9 protein-coding genes are annotated in these 21,244 nt (G+C 38.7%); all 9 read left to right on the top strand.

Annotated features, from left to right (window positions below):
* Positions 1-34 precede the first annotated feature (34 nt).
* Positions 35-1,420 (top strand): MATE family efflux transporter, encoded by a 1,386-nt coding sequence (locus tag PSI22_RS09315; RefSeq protein WP_273579500.1) that lies wholly within the window; start codon positions 35-37, stop codon positions 1,418-1,420.
* 37 nt (positions 1,421-1,457) lie between these two features.
* Positions 1,458-2,951 carry a serine hydrolase domain-containing protein gene (locus tag PSI22_RS09310; RefSeq protein WP_273579499.1) on the top strand — a complete coding sequence of 498 codons (1,494 nt, stop codon included), beginning with the start codon at positions 1,458-1,460 and terminating at the stop codon, positions 2,949-2,951.
* Between the two features lie 127 nt (positions 2,952-3,078).
* Entirely contained in the window at positions 3,079-7,545 is a 4,467-nt protein-coding gene (locus PSI22_RS09305; protein WP_273579498.1) for a non-ribosomal peptide synthetase, read from the top strand.
* 17 nt (positions 7,546-7,562) lie between these two features.
* Positions 7,563-13,337 (top strand): type I polyketide synthase, encoded by a 5,775-nt coding sequence (locus tag PSI22_RS09300; protein WP_273579497.1) that lies wholly within the window; start codon positions 7,563-7,565, stop codon positions 13,335-13,337.
* Between the two features lie 128 nt (positions 13,338-13,465).
* A complete protein-coding gene (locus tag PSI22_RS09295) occupies positions 13,466-14,209 on the top strand; it encodes a thioesterase II family protein (protein ID WP_273579496.1) in 744 nt (247 codons plus the stop codon).
* A complete protein-coding gene (locus PSI22_RS09290; protein WP_038197619.1) occupies positions 14,206-14,529 on the top strand; it encodes a darcynin family protein in 324 nt (107 codons plus the stop codon). Before PSI22_RS09295 ends, PSI22_RS09290 begins: the two co-directional genes overlap by 4 nt.
* Positions 14,530-14,563: 34 nt before the next feature.
* Positions 14,564-17,713: a non-ribosomal peptide synthetase gene (locus PSI22_RS09285; protein ID WP_273579495.1), complete on the top strand. Its 3,150-nt coding sequence runs from the start codon at positions 14,564-14,566 to the stop codon at positions 17,711-17,713.
* Between the two features lie 100 nt (positions 17,714-17,813).
* Positions 17,814-18,272: a GNAT family N-acetyltransferase gene (locus PSI22_RS09280; protein ID WP_046335894.1), complete on the top strand. Its 459-nt coding sequence runs from the start codon at positions 17,814-17,816 to the stop codon at positions 18,270-18,272.
* Between the two features lie 247 nt (positions 18,273-18,519).
* Complete coding sequence (locus PSI22_RS09275) at positions 18,520-21,096, top strand: non-ribosomal peptide synthetase (protein ID WP_273579494.1); 2,577 nt, start codon at positions 18,520-18,522, stop codon at positions 21,094-21,096.
* Positions 21,097-21,244 lie beyond the last annotated feature (148 nt).

Here is a 21,244-nt window from a genome sequence, read left to right as displayed (position 1 = left end):
GATTGATAACCAAGAGTGTAAAAAGGAATTGTCATTGAAAAATAACAACGAAATGGTAAATAAATCCATCTTTACCGTTTACATGAAATTATCCTTCCCGATCATATTCGGTATGTCAATTCAAGGGCTTTATGGTCTTTTTGATGCGATTTTTATTACGCGTTATATCGGCACATATGCAATGGCAGGATTCTCGATATTCTTTCCCGTCTTACTCATTATCAGCGCAATAGGCGTGATGTTTGGTACAGGTACAGCCGTCCTTGTTTCACGCCATTTAGGTGCCAATAATAATGGCGATGCTAATCAAGTCGCGATAATCAGCCTGATATCAGGGTTAGTAATATCTCTATTGTTAACTTTAGTCGGGCTGATAAATCTAGACAGTATTCTTTATGCATTAGGTGCAACCGAAGATGTTATCAGCTATGCATATGATTATGCTTATCCTCTGATACTCTGTATGCCAATTTTAATTATTACCATTATAGCGGGCGATCTACTCAGAGCCGAAGGAAAAACCAAACAAATGTTTGCGATAATGCTAACCGCATCAGTGGCAAACATTGTATTTGACGCATTATTTATCGTTGTATTTAAAATGGGAATAGGAGGCGCGGCAATAGCAACTATCGTTGCAAACCTCATCGCCTTAATATGGGCATGCCTACTATTTAGATCTCACCACACGGTGATCAACCTTTCATTGATTAGCTTTAATTTTAAAATAAATATAGTCATTTCAGTATTGATCTTGGGTATACCTACATTAATCAGCAATCTCTCTTATGGCGCAATCATATTTTTAGTGAATTTTCTTATTAAAGAAAGTGGCTTAGGTAATGCGGAAAGCTTACTCAGTGCATATGGTATTATATTTAGAATACTCAGCTTTTTAATACTACCATTAATTGCAATGATGGCAGCATTACAGACTTTATCAAGTTATAATTTTGGTGCCGGAAAGTACTTGAGATCTTTAAGTGCTTTGAAAGTTGCTTGCCTAATATCCTGTATATATTCGATTATTTTAACTCTCTCAATGTTTTTATCTTTCGACCTTGTGTTTAAAATTTTTACAGATGATCCTTCCTTGATCAAAGAAACAACAGACATTGCATCATCTATTTTCATTGGACTGGCATTTTTGGGGCTTACCCTAATCTTTATCGGCTTCTTTCAAAGCATCGGTGAAGTGAAATATGCCACATTTATCGTTCTCTCTAAGCTTTTTGTTCAGCTGGCCCTGCTTTGGTTTATATATAAAATGTTTGGTGTTGAAAATATGGCGTTATCTTTCGTTATAACAGATATTTCAGTATTTGTTCTATCCCTTATCTATCTAAGAAATAAAATAAATAAATGGCGGAGAAATACTGATATTTTTCTCGAAAATGAAAACAGAAACGTCGCATTATAATCGTATTGTCAATCTCGCTGAGAAGAGTATATATAAAATGAAATTTAAGTATCTATTTATATTTTTCAGTTTTATATTCATAAATATTTCCTATGCAGCAACTGAATCGACTGGGAATAGTGCCTTAGAAAAGCAGCTCGTTGAGTATATGAACGTTGGCAAGATCCCTGGTTTGTCAATAGTTATTTTAGACAGCAAAAAAGACGCAAAATTTATTTTCCTGGGCAAAGAAAGGATGAATGCTGATAAAAATATTGATGGAACAACTATGTTTGAATTAGCGTCAACCAGTAAGGCGTTTACTGGATTTATAGCAGCAAGGTTAATTGAGGAGGGAAAAATAAACGGTGAGACTAAGGTTTCATCAATTTTACCTGCTCTGTCATTCTACTATGATAGTAAACCGGTCGAAGTCACATTTTTGCAGTTATTACATCATACATCCGGTATTCCATTTTCAAGTATCGATTTTGTCTACGGCGGTCAAGATAATACGTCTCTGGCAGATATGCTCAATAAGATCGACAAGATTGAACTTCAGAATGTGCCTGGACATAGTCACTCCTACTCAACCATTAATTACGGCATCGCAGCCAGAATGATGGAAATCGTGACGCAAATGTCTTACCAACAGCTATTACAGACCTATGTTTTAGCGCCGTTCAACATGAACCAGACCTCTGTAGAGGCTTTTGTTGAAAACAAATCTACAGGCCATCAAATAAGTTACCTTGCACCCAGACCGTATAATGCGCCTTTTGTTGTAGCCAATGTTCCTGCCGGATATATTCAAACTAATGCGATAGATATGGAAAAGTGGCTGCGTTTTCTGAGTGGTGATGATTATCCAGCATTAGAGCGCGCTAAAAAACGGATGTTTACGCCAGATAAAGTGGTGGCGACAAACGAAGGGAATAACAGTCACTATGCCATGGGATGGTATGTTGATGGAGAGAAGATATTCCATACTGGCATGAACCCAAGCTTTTCTAGTTTTGTTGGTGTTCATGTGGGTTCCGGCGCCGCAGTTGCTGTCATGGCCAATGTAAATAGCAATGTGACTTTTGCTATTGGCGAGCAGATATTAGATCAAATTTCTTCAAATCAACAAATATTAAAATTAACTTCTCCCGATGACGTTAAGTTATTTGATTCATTTGATCGTGCTTTTTTAATCATAAGCCTGATTATTTTACCCTTTATTCTATTGATTGGTTTTAGCATTTATCGAAATATTTTTGTGAAAAAAAGAGAAAATTTTTCCAAGAAAAATCGTTTTACCCTATTTGCATTCATTATCTTTTGTATGCTTTGTACGCTACTGAGTCTCGTTTTCCCGATGGCAATATTAAATATTTCCTGGACAACGTTTGTTATTTGGATGCCAGGTAGCTTTTTATTGATGCATGTATTTTTAATTATCAGCTTACTGGCAAGTATATTTAATTGTTCAGTTGTACTCGTTCGCCGCATTCAGTTTGCTAAGGAACAATCCAGAAATAATAATTTAAAACGTTCAGACACAATCTAAAAAATCAATATGATCATATGATAAAAGCCAGGTGATATCTAAAATTTAAAAATCGGTCATTTTAAAAATAATACTTCATAAATTACATATGAAATTTTAAATTTAAACAAACAAATAGGTTATAAAAATGTCTTGCGGTAATAAATTATATAGTATGACAAGGGTTCAGCGAGGTATATGGGCTACAGAAGAAAAATACCAAGGAACGGGGATGTTCAATATTGGTGGCACCTGTAGCGTCGAAAAGAATCTGGATTTAGTTAAGTTACGCGATGCAATCATACAAGTTATTAGAGAAAACCAGTGCTTACATTTTGTTCTGAATAATGAAGTTCCCCCAAAGCTTGTGACTTCAGAACGAACCGAATTTATGATAGGAAAATTCGATTTTAGCGCGAATGACAAGCCTGATGATGCATTTGATCAGTGGCGTCATCAAGTATTGTCTGCCCAAATGAAAACGGATTCATCACTATATGACTTCTCCGTCTACAAGGTCACTGAAAGAAAATATGGGTTTTTGATTAAGTTGCATCATATTATTGCTGATGCGACAACCATGCAAAATATGATCACCCGAATTTGTGAATGCTATGAAAATAGCGTTAATAACAAAGAAGATGTAAAAATGGTCGAAGACGACCAACAGTATTTTCTGGACAGAGAAGAAAAGTACCTTTCAAGCCACTCTCATTCTAAAGATAGCGAATACTGGAAATCAGCACTTTCTAATCTGGAGGGTGGTACTCACTTTATTCTGGGAAATAAAAGTTTAGCCACCGCGGCCAAGAGGAAAGTCTATGATATTCCCAATCGAGTATCCGATCATGTGAAGGCGCTTGCCTCCCTATGCGGTTGTTCGGAAAGTTCAATATATCTTGCTACATTGTACCTGTTACTGGGAAGGTTTTCGGGGCAGGAAACGTTGACCGTTGGCATGCCTTTACATGGTAGAAAAAAGACTGACTCTCATCGAAACTCAATGACGGTATCTACAATAGCCATGCAATGTGAGGTCGATGAGGAGCAATCATTTGAGGATTTGTTACACCAAGTAAGTAAAAACACCCGAGAAGCTTACCGGCATCAGCGATTCGATTATTCAGATCTGCTTAAAACTGTCAGTAATAATAATGAAAGAAGCGAAGAGATTTTTGACGTAAGTTATAACTACTCAAATACAAAATATGAAATAACGCTGGAAAACTTACCTTTGATTGTTGAGGATATATTTCCCGGTGAACAGCAATATTCTATACAGTTTCTCGTTAAAGAGCTGTTTAATGAAAAGATCACAAAAATATATTGTGACTTCAAAACAAACGAATATTCTGAACAGCAAGTCGATTCTATCATCGACCAATTCATAGTAACCTGTGAACAGGTCTGCCAATTCCCGTCGCGTAAGCTGGTCGAATTTGATTTAGTGAATCAGGGTCAATTAAAAGAAATTGAATCGGCTAAATATAATGCTGCACGTACTCACCTGACTGTCATCGAGCTATTTAATCAAACGGCATGTATTAATCCAGAACGTGTCGCGGTAATAGAGGGTGACACTGAAGTTACTTATGCAGACTTGCAGTGTAAAGTGAATGCAATCAGTAATAAGCTTAAAGAATACGGCATTTCGACAGACTCTCGTGTCGCCGTATTATTACCCAAAAGTTCGCTTCAAATTGCAGCACTACTGGCCATTATGCATATTGGCGCGACTTATGTTCCGCTGGAACGGGATTTACCGGACGAAAGAATCGCGTACATACTCAATGATAGTCTGTGTAGTTTAGTTTTATGTCCGACAGAATGGGCATCATCTTTACCTGAGCATTTTCCTCATTATGACCTGACCTCACTACAGACGAGCTACGGGATTCACCCGGAAACGGTGCCCTGTGAATGCCAGAGTGAAACAGCGGCTTATTTGATATATACATCAGGTTCAACGGGCTTGCCGAAGGGCACCGTTATTCGTCAGGCTGAATTAGTTAATTATTGTCAGTGGGCGGCTAAGGCTTACTACCCTGAAACATCAGACGTCGCCGCTTATTACACCCCGCTGACGTTCGATCTGACGGTCACCTCTATCTTCCCACCATTGCTGGCCGGTGCAGCAATTAAAATCTATCGGGAAAGTACTAACTTTGTACTGAGTGATATTATTCATGATAACAAAGCGACAGTCATCAAATGTACGCCTTCGCATTTGCAGGCCATCAAGCATGAAAATATAGAGCAGTATTGTTCTGTGCGTCGGTTTGTTGTCGGCGGAGAAAGCTTAAAAGTGGAAGTGGCGAGCCACACTGATACGCAGTTTCATGGAAAAGTCGAAATATTAAATGAATATGGGCCTACCGAGACAGTGGTTGGTTGTATGATCCATAAATATAACCCCTGCCATGACAAGGCCATCTCTGTTCCAATTGGTATTCCGATAGACAATACTCAAATTTATATTTTAGACAAGCATGGCAGACATTGTGCGCCGTATATTAAGGGTGAGATTGTTATCGCGGGGAATGGCATATCGGCTGGATACTGGAATAAAGAAGAACTTACCAGAGAGAAATTCGTAACAGATAAGTTTCATCCTAGTCAACGGTCTTATTTATCAGGCGATCTAGCCTACCGAGATGCGACAGGAAACATCATCTATATCGGAAGAATAGATAAGCAGATAAAGATTAGAGGACATCGCATTGAGTTGGATGAAATAGAGAGTCGGTTGTTAAAGCACGAACTCGTCAAAGATGCTGTGGTTCTGGTCGATGAAATCGAAAGTGGCTCTGCGATATTGAAGGCTTTTATCGTAGCGGCTGATAAGAAAACGGCCAGCAAGCCTCTGCTTTCTGACTATTTATCATCCTACCTTCCTGCTTATATGGTTCCTCAATATTTCAAATTTATCGATGAAATACCCTTAACGTTTAATGGTAAAGTGAATACCGATATTTTATCTCAGATTAAATTTGAGGTTGAGGAAATTGATGATGAGATAGAGAACAGTGACATTGAAAACAGTGTACTCGATGAATTTAAGCATATTCTGCGTTGCGAAGAGCTAACCGTAAACAGTAATTTCTATCAATACGGCGGTGATTCGATTAAGGCTATTCAATTAGTCACGCTTTTACAAAGAAAAGGCTTAGTGGTAAAAGTGAAAGATATTTTTCAGTCACCGACACCAAGAGCATTATGCCGACTCATTAATGATAGAACCCCTGTATCTTGTGAAGAAGAAGACATTGAAGTTAATGAATTTGCTTTAACACCCATTATGAAATGGTTTGCTGGTTTAGGTTTAGATAGAAAAGATATCTACCATCAAATGTTAACTCTGAAAATATCCAGTCAACTGGATGATTCAGATCTTGAAAAAATCTTCAATAGACTCATCTTTTCTCATCCGATATTGAATACGTATTTTGATGAAAGTAGTCGTCAGTTATTGGTTAAAGACAACGGCAGCTTGGTAAAAATTAATGTGCTGGATGTGACTGGTTTCGAAGAGAAAGAGAGTATTGTACGAAATAGATTGAATGAAACAGAATGGCCTCAAACACCTTTATTTCAAGCGGTTCTGTTACGGAAAGAGGGCGAACAGGAGCTGATGGTTTTTGCCCATCATTTGGTTGTAGATGGTGTGTCATGGAGGATTTTACTTGATGATCTCAACCTATTAGCCAGCCAATGGGTTCAGGGAAAAACGCTCTCTCTGCCAAAACCAAACAACCGCTTTGCCAAGTGGGTTAATCTGGTTGAAGATCATTATCGTGATCTTGATGCTGATGAACAGTCTTACTGGCAAGCACAAAGCCGTTCGACAGCGCTTGCAGATATTGCTAAATACCCTTTAGAAAAGCCGGAAATAAAGTATTTTAATACCAATCTGACAACTAGGGATCAGGGGCAATTTTTGCAGTTATGTTCCTCAATGAAAATCAAGCCGAATGAATTATTCTTTGCAATTTTTACCTATGCGCTATTTAAACAGTTCGACAAAAATAATTTTGCGGTTGAATTAGAAGGTATTGGTCGAAGTTTACATTCCAGCGATCTCGATCTAAATAGAACGGTAGGCTGGTTTACCTCAATTTATCCTCTGGTTATTGATTGCAACAAAGATATTATCAGCCATATCAAGCAAGCTAAGGAAAGATTACGCGCAGTGAAGGATAATGGCATGGGATATCAATCTATTCGCTACAGCCCTACAGGAAGTCAATACGAATATGAACATAAGTTACCCAGATTTAATTATCTCGGGGACTTTGATCAAAGCGAGACAACCGATCTGATCCAAATAAAATCGATTCATCCCAATATCATCTCACATGAAGATAATCTATATACAGACCTGTTGGACTGTAATATCTACTGGGAAGGTTCTTGCAAAGTCAGCATGAGCTACCTGAATACGCATGTGAATGAAAGTGATATCACCAATATCACCAATACCCTGCGAGATGTGCTTGAATCTCTACTTAATCTGGAAGACCAATTATATCAGCGCGTATATACATTGACTGACTTCCCGACTATTTCATTATCATCCACAGAGCTTGAAGACTTAGTCTCTCAATTATCTATATAAAATTTGGTTATTAATTTATGACAGATTCATTTGATATTGCCATTGTTGGCATGGCTTGTAATTTTCCTGATGCAAAAACCCCCGAAGAGTTTTGGCAAAATCTGATTTCAGGCAAGGAAAGTATTAAAAAATTCACTCATGAAGAGTTAATAAAAAGCGGTTATAAAGAGGAGGAGATAAACGATCCCAACTTTGTAGGCGCTAAAGCGGTACTCGATGATTATAAGTCTTTCGATAACAATGTGTTTGGCTATCTTAAAGATGAAGTGGATAAGATGGATCCCCAGTGCCGGTTGCTGCACGAGTGCTGTTGGCACGCATTAGAGGATGCGGCCTATGCTCCGAGTCATAGCCGTGAAAGGATAGGGCTGTTTGCCGGTGCGGCATCTAACATTCCCTGGATTTCAAACTTACTTAAACAAAAGCTTACGCCTGCCGAAACGTTTGATATCGTAAACTGGAACCTGCCTGAATCAATCATTACCAGAACGGCCTACCGATTAGGCCTGAATGGCCCCGTAATGGCGATTCATACGGCATGTTCAACGTCGCTAGTTGCCATTCATACGGCATGTCAGTCTATTCTAAGTGGTGATTGTGATTTAGCGTTGGCAGGGGGGGTATCAATTACCCTGCCTCAAGAGTCTGGCTATCTGTATCAGCAGGGAATGGTTCGTTCTGCCGACGGTCATTGTCGTCCTTTTGACATCGATTCGAATGGTACGGTGGGGGGGAGCGGAGCCGGTATTCTCCTGCTAAAACCGTTAGACAGGGCTTTGGAAGACAATGATCACATACACGCGATCATAAAGGGTTCGGCAATCAATAATGATGGTCAACGCAAAGTCGGCTTCACCGCACCTAGTGTAGAAGGGCAAGCAGAAGTTATTTCGAGTGCTCAAATGCTGGCGGGAGTAGAAGCTGAAGACGTGAGCTACATTGAATGCCACGGAACAGCAACCGAAATTGGCGATCCGATTGAAGTTTCTGCCTTGTCTCGAGTGTTCCGAAATTCTGGCAATGTCTGCTGGTTGGGGGCAGTGAAAAGTAATATTGGCCATTTAGATGAGGCGGCGGGTGTTGCTGGCGTGATTAAGACGGTCATGTCATTGAAGCATAAGCAGCTAGCACCGACTCTTCACTATCACCAGCCAAACGATAAGCTTCACATAGAAGAAACGCCGTTTAAAGTCGTAGATAAACTCATGGACTGGTCTGTGCCGACTCACGAAAAGCGCATTGCCGGTGTGAGTTCTTTCGGGATTGGAGGGACTAACGCCCATATCGTGCTCGCTGAGGCTGATAAGCAAGAAGCGCTTCATGAAGATGAATACCCTAACGTCTTCTTGATATCCGCTGAGACACCTGCCGCGCTTAATCATAATCAACAAAATATCCTTACTGCGCTTCGATCCTCACAAAAACACAGATTGTGTGATATTGCCTATGTGCTACAAGAGGGGAGAACCCATCACCGTTACCGTAAGGCTTTTGTGGGTTCAAATATTCAAGAGATAGGTGAAGCACTGGAAAAGGTTACCGCGAACCCAACGAAAGCAAAAGATTCGGAACGTCATATTGTATTTATGTTGCCAGGACAAGGCGCACAATATACAAATATGGCGTTGTCATTGTATGAAAAACATGCGGCATTCCGCTCGCAAGTTGATCGCTGCTTGACGATAGCTTCAAGGTATCTTGGTGAGTCATTGAAAGAAAAATGGTTTCACAATGATAAGGTCAATTATCTCAGTGAAACGCAATATGCACAGCCGGCAATTTTCATTGTTGAATATGCACTGGCTAATTGCTTAATTGAAGCGGGTATCAAGCCCTCGGCCTTATTAGGTTATAGCTTTGGGGAGCTGGTTGCAGCCACAATTGCAGAAGTATTCACATTAGAAGATGCGCTAAAATTTGTCGTTAAACGGGGGCAGCTGATGCAGAGCCTGCCTACCGGTGCCATGCTGAGTATTCCGCTTCCGGCGTCAGAGGTATTAGCACTTTGCCCTGGCGGTATCGTTGTCGCTGTAGATAATAAAGATTCCTGCATTGTTTCATCCGATGAAAAATCAATTGAGGAATTTTCCCAGGTATTAAAGAAAAAACGTATCTTAACAACCCCGATCAAGTCTAAGCACGCAGCTCATTCTCCGGCTATGGCGGCGATAAATAAACAACTGTTGCGGGTACTTTCGGGTTTCACATTAGGTGAACCTAAAACCCCTATTATTTCATCAGTTACCGGTGAGGAACTGACTGCCGCCGAGTCAACATCAATCCAATATTGGGCTGACCAAGCAGAAAAAACAGTCTGTTTTATTCGCGGTCTGGAAAATATTCTCAATAATAAATCTTGTGTGTTTATTGAAGTCGGAGTGGGAAGAGATCTCGTTAATCTCGTCCGCCGATATGTCCCTCAAGACGCTTCACAGTCGATCATACAATTGCTGCCTGAGGATAATAAAGCGCAAACTCAGCCGTATTTATTCTGGTCTGGGTTAGGCAAAATATGGCAACAGGGAATTCAGATACAATGGCGAAAAGTTAGCGTAGCACAAGATTGCAGGCGTATATCATTACCGGGTTATGCTTTTGAAAAAAGTGTTTTCTGGCCCAAAAATGCCAATTTCTTGAGCTTATTTTCTGGCACTCAACACGTAGAGACAGATCAACTTTGTATTAAAAAGAATGACAATATGTCAGATTGGCTTTATCAAGCCGCTTGGCAGCAACATATTTTGCAACCTACAAAGCCGGTGGAATGCACAAAATCGGCGCTAATCTTCAAGCTTGGCTCTTCTAATGATCAAAGTACAACCTTTGAAAAAGCATTATTAAATCATTATCAAAAAGCGGTTCGAGTTAAGGTTGGCTCCGAATGTGAGCTAGCAATTGAATCATTAAGTACCCTTCGCTGTCTGAACTATGACGACTACAAAAATCTCTTTGAGCTGCTCAATAATAACGAAATCTCGATAGAAGAAATGGTCATCGATTGTATCAATGTTGACTTGTCTCTCAATGAGCAATTGGCTGCTGTACTCTATTTATTAAAATCACACCGCGCATTTTCCAATCACCCTGATTTAATGAATGTCACATTGCTGACTCAGAATGGCGTTGTGGTATGTAATGAACCGGACATTAATCCATTTGCTGCTGCGATGATGTCTATCAGCACGGTTATTCGACAAGAATTCCATGAGTTGTGCTGTAAGGTTATCGATGTCGGTGCGTTGAATGATTGCTCTGCTGACAAGTTGATCCGCGAAATAGCCGAGCGTGACAATAAAAATGTTGTTTACCGCAATAACCGAAGATGGGCTGAGGTGTTTTTACCTTACTCGCCGATCATGAATGATGAGACTTCTCGATTGAAAAAAGAGGGTGTGTATCTCCTGATTGGCGGACGAGGCTTTATCGGACACACTTTCGCGCAATATCTTGCCACTGAATATAATGCAAACCTCATCATTACCTCACGATCCCGGCAAAATATCGATGACAAATGGCAACAAGTGTCCAATGATGCCGCTAACTTAGAATTCGCTCAAGTCGATGCGAGTGATCGGGTCGCGATGGACGCATTTATTCAGGATACCACTGCCAAATATGGTCGCATTGATGGTGTATTTTACTTAGCGGGTTTGACCGGTGAGGCCTCTCTGAGATCAATCAATGAAACTGAGAGTGATTATATTGATAGTCATCTTACCTCTAAGCAAAAAGGAATAGAGGTTTTAGAGCAGGTATTGGAGCCCGTTAATTACGATTTTTGTTTAATCCTTTCTTCCCTGGCACCTATTTTAGGCGGCTTAGGCTTTTTTGCCTATGCAGCAGCCAGTTCTTATCTAGACGCTTTTGTATTACGGCACAATCGGCAAAATGACAAAAAATGGACATTGATTAATTGGGATGGCTGGGAGCTGGCTGAAAAAACAGAACTTAACGCGAAAATCGGTAGCAGCCTGTCACACCTTCTGGTGACTAAAGAAGAGGGGATCTCATTATTAGAAGAGGTGCTTAAGTACCAGGAAAAAGATGCGGTTGTTATTTCAACCGCAGATATCAATGCCCGAATTGCACAATGGTCAAATCCTTCTTTAAGTAAAAATGAGCAGGGGTCTGATGATAGCGGTTATTCAGCTAGACCTGATTTGGATTCTGAGTACGTCGCACCGAACAGTGAGATTGAGAAAAAACTCGTTTCAATTTGGCAAGAATTTTTAAGAATTGAATCGATAGGCATGAAGGACGATTTCTTTGATCTGGGTGGAAACTCTCTGAAGGCGATAACGCTATTATCAAGAATCCATAAAAGCTGTCAGATCGACGTGTCGTTAACGCATTTCTTTAAAAACCCGACGATTAAAGACATTGTTGCTTTAACCGATTCTCAATTTGGCAAATCGGAGTATCAGGCGATACTGCCGGCAGAAGAGCAAGAGAACTACCCCCTCTCACCAGGCCAGAGAAGACTCTATTTGCAACAAATATTGGATAAAAACTCGGTGGCCTATAATGAGACAGCCGCTTTTAGCATCTCAGGTAAATTAGACAAAGACAAATTCAACAAAACGTTACAGTCACTCGTTAAACGGCACGACTCATTGAGAACCTCATTTGTACTCATTAACGGAGAGCCAAGGCAGAAATGTCATCAAGATCTTGAGATCAATTTAGAACATATAAAGTTGAACTCATCAGGTTTGAGCAATGAGGAAATAAAAAGCAAGGTTCAAAGTCTCATTAAACCCTTTAACTTAAATGAACTTCCGTTAATGAGGCCGATCTTAATTGAGGTGAAAGAAGATCAATACATTTTCTTCTTAGATTTGCACCACATTATTTCTGATGGCCTTTCTCAGGATATTTTTGTAAGAGATTTTTTAGAGATATACCAAGATAAGCGCCTGAAACCTTTAGATGTTCAATATAAGGACTACACGGTTTGGCAACATAATATGGCGAATAGTTGTCGGATACAGAAACAGCAAGAATTCTGGATTTCAAATTTAAAGCAGGTATCAGAACTGCAATTACCGACTGATTATCCCAGAACTGACAGCCATAGCCATAAAGGTCAACGTATCTATTTCACCATTAACAAAAAATTGAGCGATAGACTGGATGAATTTGCCAATAGAGAAAATATAACGAGATTTATGCTGTTTATCTCATCATATGCTCTATTCCTTAAAGATATTTCAGGCCAAGATGCGTTTGCGGTTGGTACGCCTATATTGGGTCGTCCGCAAAGCGAGTTACAAGATATAATAGGTATGTTTGTAAACCTATTACCTATCACATTTAAACTTGACGACGATTTATCTTTTAAATGTTTTGTTAATAATGTGGCTGAAAATACCATTGCAGCATTTGAAAATTCAGATTTTCAATTTGAAGATATGGTCAAAGCGCTCAATATTAAGCCAAGGTTAAATAGAACCCCTATCTTTGATACCGTGTTTTCATATATGAATATTGGGATGGCGGACTTTACATTACCGGATGTTAAATTCAGTCGCTATGATATAAGCCAGGAAAGCTCACGATTTGACTTGGCGTTCTTTGTCAAAGAAACAGAAACAGGGTATGAGTTTAGTTTCGAATACAAAAGCGAGCTATTTAGAGATGAAAGTATTGAACGCTTCAAAGATAAATATATTGCACTGTTAGAAGGCATTGTCTCTAAACCCGATGACAGTATCAGGCTGTTATTAGGCAAAGGTGAACGGGATGAAAATAACAATTTGCAAACAGAAGAGTTGTTGGACTTTAATTTTTAATCTTATTTAGTTATCAATAAATATCGAACAGTGGCAGGTATAACTTGTCACTGATATCCTTCTAGACTGAATAATCGCTGAGCATCAATAAACAGTCAGATTTAACATCACTGTAATACAGAGTTTTTATGCCAAATCTAATTAAATTAAATAACCCTAAAAATGCAAAATTGAAATTATACCTTTTGCATCATGCTGGTGGCTCACACATGTTATATAGAGCATGGCAACGAGAATTACCAGACTGGATTGAATTTAACGCTTTAGAACTTCCTGGCAGAGGAATGAGTTTCGGGGAGCGTAGCTTGGAATCAATCGAAGACATGATTGAACTATTCCTTCCCAAGATCGAAACTGATAGGCCATTTGCATTTTTTGGCCATAGTATGGGCGCCTTGCTGGCTTATGAATTAACGCTCAGATTACAAGTGCAGTCTTTATACCCTATATGGCTTGGTCTTTCTGCTTATAAACCTCCGCATTTGAGAAATACGGAAACTGCCCGGCGCGGCACAATGACAGACCCTGAGCTTTTAGAATATTTAAAAACATTAGGGGATGTCAGTGAGTTAATCGCAAATGAGCAAGTACTGAAAATCATGCTTAATATCATTAGGAATGATTTCAAGGCCATTGAAAATTGGAAAATGAGTGAAGCTATCATCCACCCTGAAATATTAGTCAGCCTATATTCCGGCCAAGAGGACACCGCAGTCACACCTGAAATTATGAAAGATTGGGGTAGGTATATTTCAGGTCAAAGTCAGATAAACGCGTTTCAAGGAGGTCACTTTTATCTGCAAAAATACACATTGGATGTCATCAACAGCTTATCTCGTGATATCGCCAACATTATAGAGGTGCAACAATGAAATACGTCATTATCTGGACTTTAGTTTTTAACGAAAAATGGAATGCACTTAATCGTTCAGAACGTCAACAACTCCAGAACGAATCTCTGCCGGAAATACTCAGTAAATACAAAAATTCGATTAATATGCGAACCATAGACACCGAAGGATTCACGGCTGACTTTCAAGATTTTGCCATTATCGAAACGGAAAAACTGGATGACTATTACTGTATGTTACAGGACATGAGAAATACCAGAGTACTATCAGAGGGGTATTTGAAAATATCCAAAGTATTTATGGGCATAGAAAATGCTCATGAAATTTATGAATCCAATTAACTAAATTTAACGACATGATCGATTAGGTATGCCTGTGAATTACAACATTGTTGCCTTAAGCCCTTTGCAAGAAGGGATGCTATATCACTCTATTAAAGAAGAAAGCAAAAGTATTTACGTCACCAATTTCACCTTAGTCCTTAATGGCGATATTAATGATAAGCGATTAGAGAAAGCCTGGAATAAAGTGGTATCTGAGCATGATTCTCTACGTACGATATTAAGGTGGCGTGGTTTAAGCCAACCCGTACAAATTATATTTAAACATAAGTATAATCCATTATCAGTTATACATGTAAACCCAGATCTTGTTCATGATATCAATAGTTACAATGATAGAATTAAGTTTTGTGAGACTGAAATTGATTTAGAAACCAACCCAGTAAAGTTAACACTGCATAAACTAAGTGCGCATAAATCACTACTCCATCTACAGTATCATCATATATCTTTAGATGGCTGGAGCCTTGGGATCCTGATCAATCAACTTTGGAGTTATTATGATAACGAACACCTAAGTGATGAAGACTGTCACCTTAATTATGAACATTATATTCAACATTTGAATAAGGTGCGCGATTGTAAGGGTACCAAAGACTTCTGGGTTAACAAAATAGACGTTGACGCAGCAATAAGTCTGCCTTCAATCAATGACTCTGAAACGTATAGCATCAAGTGCCTGACTCACTCCCTGGATAAAATCCTTTTACAATCGGTTGATAAATTCTGCAAAAGTAATGAAGTTACGATAGCAACCGTATTTTATACGGCCTGGAGCCTGATCTTATCCAAATATAATGACTCTAACTCTGTTTGTTTTGGAACCACCGTGTCAGGAAGAGATAACTTGTTGGCCGGTATTGAAGATAGTATTGGGCTTTATATTCAAACGCCTCCACTCGTTATAGATAATCTGAATGGCTCTCTCAGTTTAAAAAATCTGGTAAAAAAACTGCATAATCAAATTCTCGAAAGAGATGGCTATACTGAGTATCCGATATCAGAAATACAACATGTTAACCAAGTCCGGCAAAATCTCTTCGATAGTATTGTCGTTATTGAAAATTATCCACTCGCCAAGCGATTAAGTGCGTTATCAACTCACGTGAGTGTCGAGTCATATGATATTTTTGAAACAACAAATTTTGACCTTACTTTGGAAATTAATTTACTTGATGATGCTCTATTAAAATTTAGCTTTAACAGTGCCAAATTTGATAAAGAGATAATGGATAAAGTTTTGATCCATTTCAGCAAGATCATTGGGGATATTGCTACACAACCCCATTTGACCTTAAGTGAATTGAATTTACTGGATGATAAAGAGTACAAGAATATTGTCTTTGATTTTAATGATAATGATATCGTTTTAGATAAACCTCTTCACTTGATAGATGCTTGGAATAAATCTGTAGAAAACTATAGTAATGAAGTCGCTATTCGTTCAGCTAATGACGTATTTACCTACAATGAACTCGATAGTGTAGTTAATAAAATTGCGCAAGGCTTAATTTCAAAAGGGATTAAGTCTAAAGATTTAGTCGCTGTTAAATGTAAGCCGAGTGCTCATACTATTGCTTTATTTATTGCCATTAATAAAATAGGTGCGGTATATGTTCCTTTGGACATATCAACCCCAGAAGAACGTGTCAGCAATATTATTACTCAAGGTGTTAAATGGTTAATTGAGGATACAGAACTCAGAAGTTTTGTTGCATTACCGACGGTAGAAGCAAAAATTCCGGAGCATGATCATCAAGAAAATGATTTGATGTACACCATATTTACTTCGGGTTCAACGGGTGAACCCAAGGGAGTCATGGTCGAGCATCAAACAGTGATGAACTATGTATACTGGGCGATAGAGAAATATCATTACGACAGTAAAAAAACAGTCTATCCTTTATTTACGAGTCTGGCATTTGATTTAACCGTGACCTCTATATGGTGTCCACTGATATCCGGCGGCACCATTGAAATTGTAGGGAAAAATTCACTGGAATCAATACAAGAGGTCAGTAAGCTGGCGGCTACGACGCATATTAAACTCACTCCCTCTCAACTCAATCTACTGAGTCAAACAACCGATTTCCGCCATAGCAATTTATCAACCTTCATAGTCGGTGGTGAGCAACTTGAAACCTCATTGTGCCGTCAGGTAGAAAATTCGTTAGTTAACCCATCTGGTATTTTTAACGAGTATGGCCCGACAGAGGCAACGGTTGGGTGCATGTATTATCAATATGATCCGCAGGCAGACAAGAAAAAGTTGTCAGTACCGATCGGCCGCCCGATTAGTAACGCGCGTATCTATGTGTTAGATCGGTTCTTACAGCCACAACCTGAGGGAGTACCCGGCGAACTTTATATCGGGGGGAAAATACTGGCACGTGGATATCTCAATAAGGATGAGCTAACCTCAGAGCGCTTTATTTCAAACCCGTTTATCCCTCATGAAAGAATGTATAAAACGGGAGATTTAGCGGTTATCAGAGCCGGAGGGATTATCGAGTATATTGGTCGCAATGATAATCAAGTTAAAGTAAGAGGCTATAGAATAGAACTAGATGAAATAGCCTCTGTCATTAGGTCGTATAAAGATTGTCATAATGCGGCAGTACTGGTGAAAGATATTCATGGCGAGAGTCAGATTGTGGCATATTATGTTGCTGACGTTAATATTCCTGAAAGCGACTTAAGAGCCTATATTAACGCCAGATTACCCGATTACATGACGCCAAACATTTTTATTAAACTGGATCGTATAGTATTAACTAGCAATGGTAAGATTGACCAACGCACCTTACCCGAAGTGACCCCAGAAAGACAGAGTAAATTTGTCTTTAATGACAAATCAGAACACAAACAAAAAGTTATTGAAGTTTTCGAGAATGTTTTAGCTGTATCTGATATAGATCAAAACCAGAGTTTCTTCGAGCTAGGGGCAAACTCAATTAAAATCCTTCGTATAGCCAATATATTAAATGAATTTTTGCCACGAAAAATTAAAATTGTAGATTTTTTTACTTATACCAATATAAATAAGCTAGTATCATATATTGAGCATAATACATCGGATGATAGTGTAATAAATATTAAGTCCGCGAATGAAACAGTTTCTAGACGCGCAAAATTAGCTAACCGTAGAAAGACTCTTATAGAGAAAGCGAGTTTAGAGCACTGACATGTTAATATTTAAAAAATGATATAGATTCTACTACATGAAAAATGTGTTAAAGTACACGATAATTTATTGTCAAAGTCATATTTAACAGGAGAAGAAAATGAGTAATAAATATTCTGGTGATATAAAATTGAGACCGATTGAGATTGACAGTGATGTACAAGCAGTAGTCGATGTTTGGTTCAATACTTCGATTGAGTGCCATGAATTTGTCTCAAAAGACTTTTGGTATTCATGTAAAAAAGATATGAAAGAAATTTATATTCCAAATTCCGAGACGGTTGTCGCGACGATAAACAAGGAAATCGTCGGTTTTATTAGTCTTCTGGATAATATTCTGGCCTCAATTTTTGTACTTCCTGAGTATCAAAACCGAGGGATCGGGTTGCAATTATTAAATCATGCATTTGAAGTCCGTAATTCTTTAACGCTTAATGTCTATGAAAAGAATACCAAAGCCAGGCAGTTTTATGAAAGTCAGGGCTTCGAAGAAAAAGAGCAGGGTATCGATGAACATACCGGTGAGCCTGAAATCACGATGGTATGGAGCCGCTCATAGGTTCCCGCTGAATTTTTCAGATGATAAAATAATTAACACTGAAATAATTTAAACATTAAAATTTAATTAATTTGGTATATGTTTCGGAAAATTATTTCCACATATACCATTACAAATTTAATCTTATTTAACAGCCAATCAAGCGCAAAATAAATAGAAATAGTCGTTCTAATACGATATTAAATACTATTTTTCTATAAACGTGTTTGCTAAAAATTAAATAGAAATAATATAGCAGAGTGTCATTATGATTAATGAAGTAGAAGAGCTAAACAAAATTCAAAAAAAGGAACATTTCTGGAGGGGGTTTATCAATAACTGTAAACACCCGGAGTTTTCTAACTACTTTACTAAAAGTAACGATAATTCAGGTGTAGATAAGATTTACCTTTCAAGTGAAATATCTAAAAACTTGTTATCGATAGCCAACGGTTCTGATAAAAGATTAAGTGCATTACTCATATCTTTAATCGGATTTATCCAATCGACAATGCTTCGTACTAATGAATCGGTCATTTTAACCACGAGCTATCATTGCGAGGACGAAAGCGCTGGCATGTTGTGTGTTCCAGTAAAGCTTATCTACGAGCAAACATTGATAGATTTAATAAAATCGACATCAAAAAGCATACAGGATGTTTTACCGTACGGGGTTAACTCTTTTACCTCTATTTTTGAAGGAGCTGTTCAGTTCACGTCAGCAGTGATACTCAAAAACTGTCAGGGTGTTAATAAAGAAATAGAGGACTTTTCCTGTTCACAGCTTATTTTTGAGCATGATGGAGAAAATATTTTTTGTGAGATTCATTCACCCTATGATGCCAACTATTATCACGAAATTATAAAGATGGTTGAGTTGTTGATTCGGCAGATACGATCTGAAAACCCGCTTTCTTCACTCAAACTATCAGAACCCTCTCACATAGACGTTGATAAAACAGCACCTGAAATAGAAAGCGGTTCTACGATCCCCGCTTTGTTTATGAAAAGAGTCAAGATGCATCCCACACGGATTGCTGTAACGGATGCGCACGCTTCTTTCAGCTATGCAGAGTTAGATGAACTGAGTAATCTTTTTGCATTTGAAATGTTAAAACAAGGCGTTGCAAAAAATGATACCGTCGGTATACATATGAAACGCTCATGTTCGGCCATTATCGTCATGCTGGCTGTTTTGAAAATTGGCGCCAAGTATTGCCCATTTGATGTAAATTGGCCGATCAAACGGAAGATCTATGTTAAAGATACGGCCGCCATTAAATATCTGGTTGTCTCTCATGACACGGCTTGCGAGCTCAGTGATTGCAGTAGCATTATTTACGGATCGGCTGACAGCACCACCAATACAAACCTAGACGCTAAATTTAACGACGCAGAGGCCGGTGATTCTGCTTACGTGATCTTCACTTCTGGCTCAACAGGCAATCCTAAGGGAGTGGAAGTTTCCCACGGAGCCGTCATCAACCTGGTGCAAGGGCTATACGAACGCGTCTATAAAAATTATCCAGGCTCTCTGAATGTATCGATGATCTCGGCATTGAGCTTTGACGCATCAGTACAACAGCTTTATCCATCGCTGTTACTGGGACATACCCTGCATATCGTGCCTGATGACATGAGGAGAGATGGGCGTAAGGTCGTTGAGTTCTGGAATAAAAATAATATTCACATTGCTGATTGTACGCCAACCCATCTCAGAATGATCCATACACAATTTAACGAGCAGGCCATTTGCTGTTCTGTGAATCACCTTATGATAGGTGGTGAATTACTGGAAAAACATAACTGGTATAACTTTGCAAAATGCTGGCAATCTGTTCCTAACGCATCTAATGCGTATGGCCCTACCGAGTGTTGTGTACAATCCACTTCGTTTGAATTTAATGACAGCCGTCAAATTCATACAACCACCATTCCCATTGGCTTTCCGATGCCAGGTGAAAAAGTCGTTTTGATTGATGATTTCTTGAGAATATTACCTGAGGGCGCTATTGGGGAAATTGCTATTGCAGGACAGGGTCTCGCTAAAGGTTATATAAATAACCCAGAATTAACCGCTCAGAAGTTTGTCTTGATTGACGGAGAAAGGTATTACAGAACAGGTGACCTGGCTCAATATGTTGGAGACGTGGGTTTAGTCTATCTCGGTCGTTTAGACAACCAAGTAAAAATTAACGGTTATCGTATTGAATTAGGTGAAATAGAAATAGCTATTCAACAAGTGATGACTGAACTCAGTAGCACAAATCAATTTGATGCAAAGCCAATCTGCGATGTCTTTGTAACCGTTAACTCTCAAGACTCAGACAATAAATTCTTAGTGGCTTACCTATATAGCAATATTGAATTTAGTAGTGATGATATTAAATCAGCCCTTGCTGAACGGCTGCCAGATTATATGGTTCCGGCCTATTTTATTCAGCTTGACGAGTTCCCGCAAAATAGCAGCGGTAAAATTGATATCGCCAGATTACCCGACCCCAGTAACTTTATCGTCAACAAGAGAGTAATTCCTTGCAGTAATGAAACAGAAGAGAAAATACTAGGGTTGTGGTCTGAAATATTAAATACAAAAAAAGAAAATATAAGCTCATGTGACAATTTCTTTGACTTGGGCGGTTCTTCGTTTAAGTTAGTTCAACTTAGTCTAAGTTTAGGTGAACGCTTTAATAAAGAAATTGAAGTTGTTGATTTATTCCAATGCACAACCATAAAACAGCAGGCAGAATTAATCGATAACAACGGAGAAAATGACAATATTGTCATTTCGGAAGATCACTCCGTTGAACAATTTGATGAAGCTTTAAAAATGTTTGGTAATTAACTTCTTTAAACATTTATTAAAAATAGAAATTTAACAACTTCGTCAACCGTTTATCAGCTTAGTATGGTTTAGGCATATAAACGGTTGTTATAGACCCAATGGATTTCAAGGTGTATCGCGGCGGCAAGGGAACGAATCCCCGGGAACA

This window comes from Xenorhabdus aichiensis (genome assembly GCF_028598775.1).
Lineage (GTDB): Bacteria > Pseudomonadota > Gammaproteobacteria > Enterobacterales > Enterobacteriaceae > Xenorhabdus > Xenorhabdus bovienii.
This window is presented reverse-complemented; position numbering and strand designations above follow the sequence as displayed.